The sequence below is a fragment of the Sphingomonas sp. SUN019 genome (assembly GCF_024758705.1).
In the GTDB taxonomy this organism is placed as follows: domain Bacteria; phylum Pseudomonadota; class Alphaproteobacteria; order Sphingomonadales; family Sphingomonadaceae; genus Sphingomonas.
The window spans coordinates 3,425,414-3,439,244 of record NZ_CP096971.1 but is presented as its reverse complement, the minus strand read 5'-3'; the positions used below and the strand labels follow the sequence as shown (position 1 = coordinate 3,439,244).

Below are 13,831 nucleotides of genomic sequence, written 5' to 3'. Positions count from 1 at the left end.
GCTATTTTCCGAAGCCGAATACGTCCTGATGGAAGCGCCCCGTCTCGATCATCCTTTCCAGCCAGGCCGAGCCTTTCGCGTGCTCCTCGCCAACCTGTTGCATCGCGATGCAGATCAGCGTGTCGCGGACGGCTGGGGCCATCAATTTGCCGTCGCCGCACAGATAGATCGACGCGCCTGCCTCGATCGCGCGCCAGACCCTTTCCTGTTCGGCCCAGAGCGCATCCTGGACGAATTTCCACGGATGCGACGGAACCGACGAGAAAGCGGTGTAGAGTTCCGCCACGCCGTCCGCCTGCCACCGCTCCATTTCGTCGCGGCAGAACCAGTCGTGGTCGGGATGACGGCAACCGAAGAATACGAGGCTTGGCGCGACACGCTCGCCTACCTTTTGCTGCGCGGCACGTTCCTGGAGGAAACCCCTGAGCGGGGCGAAGCCGGTGCCGGGACCGATCAAGATCATCGGCACGCTTGGATCGGCGGGCGGGGCGAAGGGCGGGTTGGGGCGGCGGACGTAGCCGAACACATGGTCGCCGGCGGCGACCTCCTGCATGTAGCTCGACGCAAAGCCGCGGTGCTCGCCGAGACCCGACCAGGCGGGCGCGGCCATCGTGCCGACGATCAGATCGGCGGTGTCGGGCGAGACGAGCGGCGAAGAGGCGATCGAATAAAATCGCGGGCTGATCGGCGCGGATAGCTCGACCAGCGCGTCGAGTGACAATTCGGCGGCCGGATGCGCCTCCAGCAGGTCGAGCAACGTCATGCGCTTTCCCGCAACTGCAGTATCATAGTGGGCTTCGAGCGCCGCCAATTTCGCCTTCGTATCCGGGCAGCGTGTCGACGCCCCAACCACCGCCAGCGCGCGTTTCGGAAGCGGATCCGACAGTTCGACGAAATCGGTCAGCAATTGCCCGACAGTCACCGTCTGTCCCAGCGGCAGATGCTTGAATCGCCCGCCCTGCCCGTCCACGCGCAACTGCGCCGCCGCGTCCAGCTCGAGCCGATCGACCGCGCGCCGAACCAGATCCGGCCGGTTACGCGCATAGACCGCGATGTGATCGCCGGTGTGATAGACCTGTCCGTCGGGCAAGCGGATGCGGATCAGCCGCGTGGAGGGCCGTGGCGGCTCGATCGCGAAATCCCACAGGCCGTCGGCGGGCTTCACCATCTCGTCGTTGCCGACGATCTCCAGCCGTTGCGCGTGTTCTGGCAAGACGCGCGAGCGAGTTTCACCCGAATCGACAACCGATAGCGACAGCGACGCAGACGATTCACTCGGTCCGGCATCGCTGCCCAACGCCTTCCAGAGGTCGCGGACGAAGCCAGCCACCGCGCCATCGAAATCGCCCTGCCCGTCGGCCTCGGCACGCGCGATCAGCCGCGTCGCGCCGGTCGCCTCGATCGCGGCGTCGACGCGTTTCGGGAAGACCTGATAGTTCGGCCACTGGCTGTTACCGACGCCAAGCACCGCAAACCGCGCACCGCTCCAGTCCGCGGCGTTTATATTTTCAGGGGCGAAAGCCCCCGCATCCAGCGCGCGTTCCACCTCGATCGCGGTGTCGGGCGCGCGGCCGTTGTAGGTTGCGGTGACGATCACGATCACCTTGTCCTCTGGCTCCGCGCCGCCCTTGAAGCTGTCGTCCATGCTGCGCACCACGACCTCGAACCCGTCGACCCGCGCACGTTCCGCGATCTCCTCCGCAATGTCGCGCGCGGTGCCGAGCGACGATCCGTACAGCACCGCGAACCGCTGACCCGTCCCCGCGACCGCAGCGACCTCGCTGTCCTCGACGATCTCCGACACGCCGATCTGCAACCGCTCACGCGGCTGGCGCAGCCGGATACGCATGAAAAACTCGTCGGGCTTGATCGACAGCGTTTCCTTGATCCGCAATTTGTACGAATGCGGATCGCTGATCGAGAAGGCGCGCAGCATCATCGCGAGCGCAATCTTGGCCTCGACCATCGCGAACTGCCGCCCGATGCAGGCGCGCTCGCCATTGCCGAACGGCTTGTAGGCATGGGGATGCCGCGCGGCCTCGGCCTCGGGCAGCCAGCGGTCGATGTCGAACTCCTCCGGATCGTCCCATGCCGCGGGCGAGCGATGCAGGCCGGGGCCGAAGACGTTGACCGGGCGGTCCTTCCGCATCAGCCAACCCGCCTTCCCGTTCTGGCCGCCGATCAGCGTATCCTCGAACGGCGCGACGCTGAACGCGGGCGCGGTCGGCCACAGCCGCAGCGCTTCCTTCAGAATGCGTTCGATCACCTCCAGCTTCGCGACCTGCGCGTAATCGGGCCGCACGTCGCCTGGCAGCACGCGATCGACTTCGGCATAGGCCTGCGCCAATATCGTCGGGTTGCGCAGCAGGTAACTGAACGCGAACGTCAACATCCCCGACGTCGTCTCATGCCCCGCGATCAGGAAGGTCAGCACCTGGTAGCGGATGTTGATGTCGTCCAGCCCCTCGCCCGTTTCCGGGTCGATCGCGGTCAGCATCAGGTTAAGCAGATCGCGCCCATCTGTCGGATGCACGCGGCGATCGGCAATGATGCCGTCGACCAAAGCGTTCATCTCGGCGATGTCGGCTTCGTACTGCGCGTTCGCCTTCTTCGCGAAACGGTTCTGGATCGGCAGCCGCGTGATCGTGCTCATCGCCGCCGACAGCGCGCGCCCCAGCGCCTGCAGGAAGCTGTCCAGTTCCTCGCGCTCGAACGAATTGAAGCGGTGCCCGAACCCGGCGATCGCGATCGAATCCAGCGTCAGCCGCGTCATGTCATCGGCGACAAGCACGTCGGTGCCCGCAGCCTTCGTCCATTTGTCGACCAGTTGGTCGCAAACCTCCACGATCATGTCGAAATAGCCGCGCATCGCGCGCTGGCTGAACGCGGGCAGCAGGATGCGGTGCGCCTTGCCCCAGTTCGGTTCTTCGCTGAACGCCGTGAACAGCCCGTCGCCGGCGAATTTGCGCACCACGCGCAGGCCCGGTCCCGGCATTTTACGGAACCGCGTCTCGTCCGACAACTCCGCCACCAGATCGGGGTCGGTGACGAATACGCCGACACGGCTGCCGAATTTCAGCTTGAAGATGCCGTCCGGAAAATCCCGCGACACGCGCAGCAGATGCCCGATCAGCCCGGCGCGCGCGATCTGGTGGAGGTGACCGACCACCGGCAGGCCGGGCGGCGCGGGAATCGAGGCATATTCCCGTGATGTGGCCGGTGCCGTCGTCGCCATGACCTCTCCCTCGAACCTTACATCAACACACCGTTCAGCGCCGCGCAAGTTGCCGCAAGGGAAAGGGCGTGGGGTGTTAGCTCAGGGTGCAATCGTCCCCGGGGCACGCTACAGTGAGACGATCCACAGGAGTTTCCATGCGCCCGACCTTTGCCGTGATTCTAGCTCTCCTTCCCATCACCGCCGCGGTGGCGCAGGAACCGGCGGCCGAAGCCTCGTGCGCCAACGTTCGCGTCGCTCTGCCCGCCGAGTTTTCCGGGTGGAGCGAGCAGATTCCGGTCAGCGCGGGCGTAAAACCGGGCGACGGCGCGACGGTGTCGGTCGGCAAGGCCGCGAATGTGTCGCTCCATCCCGCCAAGCATCTCGCGCTAAGCCCAGCGCCCGAGAAAGCGGCGGCGGTCGACAGCAATGGCGGGACGCTGGCGGTGTCGATCGTGACCGCGGGAACGTATCGCCTGGCTCTGGGCGGCGCGGCCTGGGTCGATCTGGTGCAGGACGGCAAGGCGGTGGCGTCCAGCGCGCACGACCACGGCCCGAAATGCACCGGCGTGCGGAAAATGGTCGATTTCAAGCTGACGCCGGGGACTTATGCGATCCAATTGTCGGGCAGTGCAACGCCGTCGCTGGCGCTGATGCTGGTGAAGCTCGCCTGATGCGGATGTTTGCGCTCGCGCTGCTGGCGCTTTCTTCGCCGACAGTAGCGCAGGTCGCGCCCACACCGGTCGCGGCTCCCACGCCCGCGCCGGTACCGGTCGGCCTCGTCCGGGTAACGCTAACCACTGCCGAGGGTTCGATCGTCATCGCGCTGGACAAGCAAAAGGCGCCGGTCACGGTCGCCAATTTCCTGCGCTACGTCGACGGCAAGCGGCTGGACGGCGCCGTCTTCTACCGCGCGGTGAAGGTGCAGGAGAATTACGGCTTCATCCAGTTCGGCGCACAGAACGATCCGAAACGCGTGCTGCCCTCGATCGCGCATGAACCGACAACGAAGACCGGCCTGTCGCACACCGATGGCGCGATCTCCATGGCGATGGGCAAGCCCGGCACCGCGAACGGCGATTTCGTGATCCTGGTCGGCGACATCAAATCGATGGACGCAACCGCGACTGATCCCGGCTACGCGGTATTCGGCCATGTGGTGGAAGGAATGGACATCGTCCGCCGCATCCTGCCGATGCCCAGGTCGGTGACGAAGGGCGTGGGGATGATGAAAGGTCAGATGCTGGAGCCCACGGTGAAGATCATGACGGTGCGGCGAACGCCGGTGACGACGCCAGCAAAATAATCGGTCACTTCGACGGAGTAATCCTCACTCAGCAACATGACCGTCACCCCAGCGAAGGCTGGGGTCTCTGGCGACGGCGCGGGACAAGAGCCGCTCGAGACCCCAGCCTTCGCTGGGGTGACGGAAGGCGCTGCGGTGACGGAATGGGTTCGGTTGACGGGATGGCCTGGGGTGACGGGCGGGCGGCGCGAGCGTAAGCTGATGGCAAAGGAGTCGCTCCATGACCACCACCCTCGCCAACCGCACCGACTGGACCGCCATCGGCACCGCGCAGCTGGACGATGTCGTCGCCCTGCGCCGCGCGATCCATGCCGAGCCGGAAATCGGCCTGCACTGTCCGCTGACCACCGCCAAGATCAAGGCCGCGATCGCCGACCTGCCGCTCAATATCCACGACAGCACATCGACCACCGGCTTCGTTGCGATTCTTCGTGGTTCGCAGGGAGGCAACGGTCGCACCGTGCTGCTCCGCGGCGACATGGATGCGCTACCGATGACCGAGGAAACCGGCCTGCCGTTCGCCTCGACGATTCCGGGCGCGATGCACGCCTGCGGGCATGACGCACATACCGCGATGCTGGTCGGCGCGGCGAAGGCGCTCTGCGCGCGAAAGGACGAAATTCCCGGCACGATCGTGTTCATGTTCCAGCCCGGCGAAGAGGGTCATCACGGCGCGCGCTGGATGATCGAGGACGGCCTGCTCGACATTGCGAAGCCCGACGCCGCGTTCGCGCTGCACATCACCCCCAATGCTCCGGCTGGCGTGTTCGTCGGTCGAGAGGGTCCGCTGCTAGCCTCCACCGATACCGTCAACGCCACGATCCGCGGCCGCGGTGGCCACGCCGCGATGCCGCACGACGCGCGCGATCCGATTCCCATCGCGTGCGAGATCGTGACCGCGCTGCAGACCTTCATCGCGCGCCGCATCCCCGTCGCCGATCCGGCGGTGCTGACCATCACGCAGATCCACGCGGGCAATTCGCACAACATCATCCCCGACGAAGCGAAGATCATGGGAACGCTGCGAACCTTGTCCGAACAAACGCGAACCACCGCGCGCGAGGCGTTTGGCCGCATCGCACAGGGCATCGCCGCCGCGCACGATTGCGTGGCGGAGGTGTCGATTGACGAAGGCTATCCCGTCACGATGTGCGATCCGCGCGCGACCGCGATGATGCGCGATATCGCAGGCGAATTGTCGGGTGAGAATGGCTGGTCGCGCATGCCCGCGCCGATGATGGGCGGCGAGGATTTCAGCTACGTGCTGCGCGACGTGCCGGGCGCGATGGCGTTCATCGGCGTGGCGGCGGATGGCAGCGACCCGCGCACCAACCCCCCGCTCCACAATACCCGCATGACGATCGACGAGGCCACGCTGGCCAAGGGCGTCGCGATGCACTGCGCGGTGGCGGAGCGGTTTCTGGAGAACGGACTGGATTGAAGGCGGCGATAGCTTTCCTTCATTGCACCCCCACACAAAATCCCGCATCGGACCGATCGTAACCGAAGGACGTGAACGATGGCCGCCAATTGGGCCCCCGACAGCTGGACCACGCATGAGGCGCGCCAGCTTCCCCAATATCCCGATACCGCGGCTCTGACCGCGGCGACCGACACGCTCGGCAGCTTCCCCCCGCTCGTCTTCGCGGGCGAAGCGCGCAATTTGACCGCCGATCTGGCGAAGGTCGCCGCGGGCAAGGCGTTTCTGTTGCAGGGCGGCGATTGCGCCGAAAGCTTCCACGAACACAGCGCCAACAATATCCGCGACACCTTCCGCGTCATCCTGCAGATGGCGGTCGTCCTGACCTACGCATCGAAACTGCCGGTGGTGAAGCTCGGCCGCATGGCGGGGCAATTCGCTAAGCCGCGCTCGACCGATACCGAGACGATCGACGGCGTCGAACTGCCCAGCTACCGCGGCGACAACGTCAACGACATCGCCTTCACCCCGGAAGGCCGCATCCCCGATCCGCAGCGCATGGTGCGCGCGTATAGCCAGTCCGCGGCGACGCTGAACCTGCTGCGCGCGTTCGCCAGCGGCGGGTACGCGAACCTGCACCAGGTCCATCGCTGGACGCACGATTTCATGGGCCGCAGCCCGTGGTCGAAGAAATATGCCGAAACCGCCGATCGGATCGGCGAGGCGCTGGAGTTCATGGCCGCGTGCGGGATCGATCCCGAAACCGTGCCGCAACTGGCGCAGACGCAATTCTACACCAGCCACGAAGCGTTGCTGCTGCCCTACGAACAGGCGCTGACGCGGCAGGATTCGCTGACCGGCGACTGGTATGACACGTCGGCGCACTTCCTGTGGATCGGCGATCGCACCCGGTTCGAGGGGTCGGCGCACGTCGAATTCCTGCGCGGCATCGGCAATCCGATCGGCGTAAAATGCGGGCCAACGCTCGAACCAGATGTGCTCCTGCGGATGCTCGACACGCTCAATCCGGGCCGCATCCCCGGCCGCATGACGCTCATCACCCGCTACGGATACGACAAGATCGAAGCGGCCCTGCCCCGCCTCGTCCGCGCCGTGACTCGCGAGGGCCATCCGGTGGTGTGGAGCTGCGACCCCATGCACGGCAACGTCGTAAAGGCCGCCAACGGCTACAAGACGCGGCCGTTCGATCGTATCCTGGCCGAAGTGCGCGGTTTCTTCGCCGTCCACCGCGCGGAGGGCACGCACGCGGGCGGCATCCATGCCGAGATGACCGGGCAGAACGTGACCGAATGCACCGGCGGCGCGGTCGACGTTACCGAACAGTCGCTCGCCGATCGCTACCACACGCACTGCGATCCGCGCCTGAACGCTGGCCAGTCGCTCGAACTGGCGTTCCTGCTGGCCGAAATGCTCAACGCGGAAATGGCGGAGCGGCGCAAAGCCGCGTAATTCTAACCGCTTGCTATTGCAGCGGCGATCGGGCTGAATGATCCCACATCGGCGAAGACCGACGTTGGGGGGCGCGCGCTTGAAAGCAATTGACCACGTCGACGCGCCTGACGATCGACCGGTTCGCGCGCGATTTCATACCCCTGCTCGCGATCTGGCCCAATTTGTCATCGACTACGCAATCTATGATTCGGGACCAGCCGGATCCTTTCCCCGCAGCAACATCTACGCCCCCGGCCCCGCCAATATCGCGCTGACGTTTAATGCCGGACCGGTGCGAGCGCGCATCCGTCACTGGCGGCACGAATGGACCGACGGTTCGGTCCTGTTCGGCCCGACCAGCCACCCGATCCACGTCGAAAGCAACGGCGGCCGGCTGATCGGCTTCGGCCTCACCCCGCTCGGCTGGTCGCGTCTGATCCCGCATTCCGCGGACAAGCTCGCCAATCGCGTGACGCCTCTTTCCGGCGTGATCGGCGCATTCGCCGAACGCCGGCTTCACACGACGCTCGCCGCCGCCGACGATGACGCAGCGATCGTCGCGACGCTCGATATGTCGCTTCGCCGTTGGCTGCTGCCGCCCGGCGAGGACGAGGCTGTAATCCGTGCGCTATCCGATGCGCTGCTCGATCCCGCGGTCGGCGACGTTGCGAGGATCGTCGACCGGCTCGACATCTCCCCGCGGCAAGTCCGGCGCGTTGCCAGCCGCTATTTCGGCTTCGCGCCCAAGCTGTTGCTCCGTCGCATACGCTTCATGCGCGCGCTGATGGCGATGGCGGAGACGGATCCAGCCACGATCGACTTCGGGAGCGTCGCGCCGGGTTATCACGACAAATCGCACTTCATCCGCGATGCGCAATTGTTCCTCGACATGACGGGACGCCGGTTCCTGCGCGACATTACGCCGCTGATGGAAACGATGCGGCAGGGCAGACGCGCGCGGTTCGGCCAGCCGTTGCAGGGCCTGATGATGCCCGGCCGCGACAACATCGGGCCGCAGCTTGACGATTCCCGGCCCCCCGCGTAGACGCCCGCCTCGCACCGCGCACGGCCCCTTCGTCTAGCGGTTAGGACGTCGCCCTCTCACGGCGAAAACACGAGTTCGATTCTCGTAGGGGTCACCATGGCAACGAAGCGTGGCGGTTTTGCGTGCTTTTTTAGTGGCTTAGGGGTTCGATACGGCTGATCGCTCCTCAAAACCACTTTCGGCTCAATTCCAAGTACCTGAAATTACGGTATTTTTTACCTTGCTTGTTCGGTTCGGGTGCGATCGTTCCGCAATCGAACGCCATGCGATGGCAGTAGCAGTAAGCGCCGGTGAGCCACTTTTCCGCCCGCTTCCGCAGCTGTGCGCTCTCCCGTGAAGTATCCTCACCGTTATGATCTCACCGCAGGTTGCAGGCCAGACTGACATCACACTTATCCCTTCCAGGACATGGCTCGTCACCCTTTTACGAAGACGCCGAGTCCATCCGATGTTTTGGTCTGCCTCATGCATTTTCCGCCCGCAATAGGCAGGGCACTGTAGTGCCCAAAGCGGCATTTCAATGCCGTTTTTAGAGCTAACCGCCCCAAATACGATGCACGCCTTTACGCAGATTAGGCACTTCCATGCTCCGGGGAGGGCAGCGGCCACGTCAAACTTCTTCCCACTCGCCGCGAATCCACATCGAATAGAGTTCGTACGCCGACTGCTCGTCTTGAATCGGATCGCCGTAAACAGCGGTCTCGACATAGGGGATGCCAACGTCGAGGCGCTCGCCGGAGACGTCACCGAAGCGGTGATCGTAGCAAGCGAGTAGCACGCCGATCGAGAGGAGTTTGGACGAGATCGGCGACACGAACGCCTTGCACCCGCCCATCTCTCTGAGTGCCCGCCGGTACCTGTCCATCGCCACGAAGATCTGCTTGTAGGCCTCGAAAGGGTTATATTCGCACGCGAGCAGGATGTTGGCCGGTTCGATCTGAAACTCGTCAAACAAGATCGCGCGGTGTTCATCGATGATCTCGTCACCGCGCCGCGGCGCACGCGAGGGAAACGGAATTACCGGGCATATCTCGTCGGGATCGATAAAATCGCGGATCAGGTCGAGCCGCGCCTGCTGACGTTCTCCCAAGACCGGAAACCACACGCGAGGCCAGTTTTCGGTCGTCTGCGACGTGAGTTGCCCCGAAAAACCTACGACCAAGGTTACCTGATCCTGCAAGGTACCCTGGGCAGCGTCATTGTCGGCCGCAACGCTTTCCGCTGTGGTCACGTGGAGGTTCACGCTTTTTCCGCCGGCGCGCGCAACGCCATCGAGCTTGGCTAGCAGAACGGCGACGGTCGTCATTGCCACGAGACGGGGCATCGCACTGATATCGACGACAACATCGTCGAAGAGAAGGCAATCGCCAGCCGCTTCGAGCGCGGCCTTGGTGTTGCGTGATGTCGCGGTCTCACCCGCGGTGCCCCCGATCGCGATATCGATGGGCGTTATCGCGGCCGTACCGAACAGCGCGACCAGCCCGTTGTAGTTCGCTTGGGTCAAAGCCGATCGTTTCGCGCTGTCGTTGAGGCCATTGTCATAGGCGAGCAACCACACCGCCACGTTCGCCCCGACACCCTTGAGCCGCGTCGCGGTTTCGAGAGCGCGCACGTCGAACCCGCGTCCCAGGACCAGCAGTATCAGCCGGTCCCGCTTCCCGAGGTGGGCACGCCAAAACCCGTCAAACTCGGCATCACGCGTGAGCGAGTAAGGATCCCAGCGCATAACCGCCTTATCGTCAGACAAGGGTCGCCTCCTTGACCAGCGTCTCGGCTTTGGCGCCTTTCTCCTGCCAGTGCATCAAATCCTTGAGCGACTTTGCGCGCCAGCCGCCATAGCCCAGCGGAAGTCCGAACTGAACGCAAAGCAGGCGATTGAGATAGAAGACGACGAGCGATTTCCCGTTGTTCTGATGATCGAGCTTTGGGACCAGCAAATTGTGCGCGACCAACGACGTCAAGACGTCGCGAAGCGGAATCAAATGGCGGACATCGTCATCCGGGCTATCGATCAGCAAGGCACGGTCCTGCATGGTGATCGCAATGCCCGTAACTCCGGGGGCATAGGGCGCATTTTCCCTGAAGGTCTGCTGACGACAATATTCCCCGATCGCCTCAAGCAGGCGCCTGGCCTCATAGCCCCGCGGCAAGCGACGTACCAAACCCTCCCAGCGCGACGCGGCCACCTTGCGTATCAAGGCGTCCTGTCGCTCTGGCGATAGCGGCATCGGTTGCTCGCGGCGGAATCGGATCTTTGCCAGGATTTCCTCGAACAGCTCGCCCGCCACCTCGAGATATTGGTCCACGTTCGACGATGAGACGGCGCTGAGCACGTCCTTGCCGAAATAGATGGGCGCTTCCACTTCAGTGCGGAGAAAATGTTCGGCTGCACGCTCCGTCGCGCTGCTTCCACGTTTTTCCAGCTCCTGGGAGGCCAGCGCGTCGAAATCGAAAGATGATTGCGCGCGCCGCTGATCGCGCGCCACCAATATCTGCGTGGTGCGCCAATGCAGGGCACGATCGAGCGCCGAGCCGGAGCGACCACGCCCCTCGTCCAGCCAATTATCGTACCTGTTGCCGTTGCCATTCGCGTCGCCGATCAGGTGTTCGATCTTCACGCTCGCCTCATCGAAACGCTCAGACCAGGCTGTCAGGTCGTCATGCTCTTCAATGAGCGTAAAGAAATTCCGGTTCTCGAACCCGTCCGCCTTGGCGGCGCGCAGATTGGCAATGGATTCGACGAAGCGGCCGAACACCTTCGCCTTGGAGCCGCTCCAGCGACGCTCGAGTTGGATGATGCCCTCATAGTCGCGGTCCTTCAGCGCCCCTTCCGAAAGCAGGTCGCGGTGGGTGAGCGCCTCAAGGCGTTCGGCAATCCAGACACCACATTGCTCACGAGCGGCCGTCACAAATTCGATCAAGCTGGTGCGTTGGCCGGGTGCAAGGGTCTGCAGCTCGTCGAGCAGCAGAACCCGTTTCACCTCCACCGGCCCTTTGGGATCCCGGATGCGGACATGGGCGAACCATTTAAGGCCGTCGAGCCGCGCGTGCCCGCCCTTGACCGGCGGCGTAACACCAAGATCGTCCATCCGCTCGTAGAAGCCCCGTTCGATCTCTGACGCCCATTCGAACAGGTCGCGGCCATTGGCACTGGCGGGAATGGTTGCCCCCGATTCCGGCGCCCAATCAAAATGGATCTTGTCGAGGTCTTCGGGATAAGCGCGGCCTGCGCGATCTAGGACGGCGCGCAGCGTTGCGATGACGATACGCGAGTTCACCAATTCGCGAAAGAGCGCGTTGGCGCGGTCGAATCCGGCCATTTCTCTATATTCACTGGTGAACACGACCATGGTGCCCAAGAGGTCCGGACCCGATGACGCCAGAGCACCGACGTCGCGCAGCGCGTCGCGCGTCTCCTTCACCTGCTGGTCTGTATCGGCAAGCTGATCGGTCAGCCTGAGGGGCCGAGGAGTCAGGAGGCGGAGAAAACTGGTCTTGCCGCCACCAGGCGCACTGCGGAGGAAGACAAGCCCCCCCCACGGATCGGCGACTTTCTCCATTAGGTCGAGCGCTCCCGCCCCGAACAGCTGCACGAACTCCTCATCGCTGACGGACCGCTGGGAAGCGCGGATGCGAAACGGGTTTCTCATCCTATTGCAGCTTCCGGTGGCGATCGACCCGGGGGAAGAGCCCCCGTACGTTCGTCTCGTCGGGCGCCCAGATCAGGAAGATCGAGTTGTTCGGGGTGTTGTGGCCCAGCACAACGGGAAGACGGCCTTCCGCATACCCCAGGCGCTTCGACTTTTTACCGACCGCCGCATGCTGATCGTCTACATAGTGATCGAAATAGCGTTCCTGGTTTGCGAGCGCCAGAATGGGCTCATCTCCAACATCGTCGAGACGGACCTCAGCACCAAGCCGGTGCACGACGTCGAAGAGGATCGAGCCCTTCGAGAATGTCAGGCTCTCCAGCAGCTCCCTGGTGTGCACGATGGCCTGTTCCGACGCGACATATACGACGATCACGAGCGTTACGCCGGCATCCGCGATCGCGGATCCCAGCCCGTCGGCGGCGTCGAGCATGGCGACGATCTTCGGGATCTTGCCATCCCACACGCCGTCGTCATCCCGGCGGATAGCGCTTGTCCCGCTGGCGGAAAAATCGTCGAGCAGCACGACATGTTCGAAGCGCGATTCCTCGTCCGTCGGGTCCCTATCGAGAATCTGACGGAGCGCCGACTTCAGTTTCTTGACCATGTCGCCGGTCTTGCCTTCGGAAACGTCATAGGCGTGGAAGACCTGCTCGTTGGACATATCCTGCGGATTGGCGCGCCTGAACCAGTCCGTCCTCGCGCCGTCGCTCATCCCCAGCACTAGCGTTCGGCGCAAACGCATTCGATACTCTCGTGTCGCTAAAATCGCTTTGATATGATCCGGATCCACGCCGAGTTCGGCTGCCGTGGCGGCGATGAGCAGCGGCCTGATGATCGTCGGAAAACTGAGTTCGACGAGATGGTTCATCTCGTCCATTGAGATGAAGATCAGCCGGTTGCACACGAAATCATAGGCTGTCCGGCGTTCGTTGCCCGCGTCGAATTACGCCAGCCACAGCGCAAGGCTCTCAATGAAGCGGCGGCCGGGCGAGAATTGCTGATACTCGTCATATTTATAGCTGGCGAAGCTCTCGAGGCGCGCACGCTGCATCGCCTTTTCCGCATCCGTCCAGCCCATGATCTTCGCGAGAAGATTCTCGGCCAGATCTTTCTTCACGCACCAGCCTCCCCACGCACTTGTCTGCCGGTGCCACCTACCGGCGGTTCGGACCCGCTCTATCCTCCGTGATGCTTGCGCCCCCGCAAGTACCAGCGGCACGTTGGCACGTTGGACAGACGATTGCATCCGGTAATCGCCCGTCGACGCGTTGCAGGCACCGACGCCGCCGTTTCAATTGATCCGTTTTGGCAGCATCCCGCCGGACTCTGTGGTCTGTTGCCCTATCCGCGCCGCGCCTCGGCGACCGCTTCCAGCACGCGGGCAAGTCGATCAGCGCCCTGCGGCGTCCGGTCCCAGACCTTGCGGACGGACTTTTCCAGGCGGGCCCACGCCGCATCGGTGCGGATTTCGGCTGCCGACGCCGCATCCGGCTGAGACTGGCCGCGCACGCCGGACGATGCGGGGCGTGCCGCGATCGGAACTTTCAGCGCCGTGCAGATTCGCACGACACTGTCGCTGATAGTGCGAAAATCGCCGCGGCAAATCCGGGACACTTGGCTTGGGTCCACTTTCGCCAGGTCCGCCAAGGCCGCGTTGGTCAGGCGCGAACGCTTCCTGGCTTGCCGGATCCGCCGCTCCAAATCAGTCCTTTCCTTGCGAGTCGGCTTCATGCTAATTTGC

General features: G+C 63.8%; 11 protein-coding genes and 1 tRNA gene. 6 read left to right on the top strand and 6 right to left on the bottom strand.

Features of this window, described 5'->3' with window-relative positions; translation table 11 throughout:
* Window position 1: 1 nt before the first annotated feature.
* Window positions 2–3,235, bottom strand: a complete 3,234-nt coding sequence (locus M0208_RS16530) for a bifunctional cytochrome P450/NADPH--P450 reductase (protein ID WP_258892763.1) — start codon at window positions 3,233–3,235, stop codon at window positions 2–4.
* A 137-nt stretch (window positions 3,236–3,372) separates the two neighbouring features.
* Here M0208_RS16530 and M0208_RS16525 point away from each other — a divergent pair, with 137 nt between their 5' ends.
* From M0208_RS16525 to M0208_RS16500, 6 genes are all read left to right on the top strand, one after another.
* Window positions 3,373–3,888, top strand: a complete 516-nt coding sequence (locus M0208_RS16525) for a homogentisate 1,2-dioxygenase (RefSeq protein WP_258892762.1) — start codon at window positions 3,373–3,375, stop codon at window positions 3,886–3,888.
* Window positions 3,888–4,520: a peptidylprolyl isomerase gene (locus tag M0208_RS16520; protein WP_258892761.1), complete on the top strand. Its 633-nt coding sequence runs from the start codon at window positions 3,888–3,890 to the stop codon at window positions 4,518–4,520. The genes M0208_RS16525 and M0208_RS16520 overlap by 1 nt, the downstream gene beginning before the upstream one ends.
* 220 nt (window positions 4,521–4,740) lie before the next feature.
* A complete protein-coding gene (locus M0208_RS16515; protein WP_258892760.1) occupies window positions 4,741–5,961 on the top strand; it encodes a M20 family metallopeptidase in 1,221 nt (406 codons plus the stop codon).
* 78 nt (window positions 5,962–6,039) lie between these two features.
* Window positions 6,040–7,410: a class II 3-deoxy-7-phosphoheptulonate synthase gene (locus M0208_RS16510; RefSeq protein ID WP_258892759.1), complete on the top strand. Its 1,371-nt coding sequence runs from the start codon at window positions 6,040–6,042 to the stop codon at window positions 7,408–7,410.
* Window positions 7,411–7,489: 79 nt separating this feature from the next.
* On the top strand, window positions 7,490–8,437 hold the full coding sequence (locus M0208_RS16505; protein WP_258892758.1) for a helix-turn-helix domain-containing protein: 948 nt from the start codon (window positions 7,490–7,492) through the stop codon (window positions 8,435–8,437).
* Window positions 8,438–8,459: 22 nt separating this feature from the next.
* Window positions 8,460–8,534 (top strand) — tRNA-Glu (locus M0208_RS16500).
* 513 nt (window positions 8,535–9,047) lie between these two features.
* On the opposite strand, the gene M0208_RS16495 is transcribed toward M0208_RS16500, so the two are convergent.
* From M0208_RS16495 to M0208_RS16475, 5 genes are all read right to left on the bottom strand, one after another.
* Window positions 9,048–10,184, bottom strand: a complete 1,137-nt coding sequence (locus tag M0208_RS16495; RefSeq protein ID WP_258892757.1) for a hypothetical protein — start codon at window positions 10,182–10,184, stop codon at window positions 9,048–9,050.
* Window positions 10,177–12,087 carry a hypothetical protein gene (locus M0208_RS16490; RefSeq protein WP_258892756.1) on the bottom strand — a complete coding sequence of 637 codons (1,911 nt, stop codon included), beginning with the start codon at window positions 12,085–12,087 and terminating at the stop codon, window positions 10,177–10,179. The genes M0208_RS16495 and M0208_RS16490 overlap by 8 nt, the downstream gene beginning before the upstream one ends.
* A 1-nt stretch (window position 12,088) precedes the next feature.
* The gene (locus M0208_RS16485; protein ID WP_258892755.1) at window positions 12,089–12,967 is read right to left on the bottom strand and encodes a hypothetical protein; all 879 of its coding nucleotides are present in this window, start codon (window positions 12,965–12,967) and stop codon (window positions 12,089–12,091) included.
* A gap of 66 nt (window positions 12,968–13,033) precedes the next feature.
* Complete coding sequence (locus M0208_RS16480) at window positions 13,034–13,207, bottom strand: hypothetical protein (RefSeq protein WP_258892754.1); 174 nt, start codon at window positions 13,205–13,207, stop codon at window positions 13,034–13,036.
* A 224-nt stretch (window positions 13,208–13,431) separates the two neighbouring features.
* Complete coding sequence (locus M0208_RS16475) at window positions 13,432–13,821, bottom strand: helix-turn-helix transcriptional regulator (protein ID WP_258892753.1); 390 nt, start codon at window positions 13,819–13,821, stop codon at window positions 13,432–13,434.
* Window positions 13,822–13,831 lie beyond the last annotated feature (10 nt).

Bases quoted from the DNA above. Each gene is read 5' to 3' on its own strand.
- M0208_RS16525 (WP_258892762.1), top strand. From the start codon at position 3,373: ATGCGCCCGACCTTTGCCGTGATTCTAGCTCTCCTTCCCATCACCGCC.
- M0208_RS16520 (WP_258892761.1), top strand. From the start codon at position 3,888: ATGCGGATGTTTGCGCTCGCGCTGCTGGCGCTTTCTTCGCCGACAGTA.
- M0208_RS16475 (WP_258892753.1), bottom strand. From the start codon at position 13,821: ATGAAGCCGACTCGCAAGGAAAGGACTGATTTGGAGCGGCGGATCCGG.
- M0208_RS16530 (WP_258892763.1), bottom strand. From the start codon at position 3,235: ATGGCGACGACGGCACCGGCCACATCACGGGAATATGCCTCGATTCCC.
- M0208_RS16510 (WP_258892759.1), top strand. From the start codon at position 6,040: ATGGCCGCCAATTGGGCCCCCGACAGCTGGACCACGCATGAGGCGCGC.
- M0208_RS16485 (WP_258892755.1), bottom strand. From the start codon at position 12,967: ATGGACGAGATGAACCATCTCGTCGAACTCAGTTTTCCGACGATCATC.
- M0208_RS16515 (WP_258892760.1), top strand. From the start codon at position 4,741: ATGACCACCACCCTCGCCAACCGCACCGACTGGACCGCCATCGGCACC.
- M0208_RS16490 (WP_258892756.1), bottom strand. From the start codon at position 12,087: ATGAGAAACCCGTTTCGCATCCGCGCTTCCCAGCGGTCCGTCAGCGAT.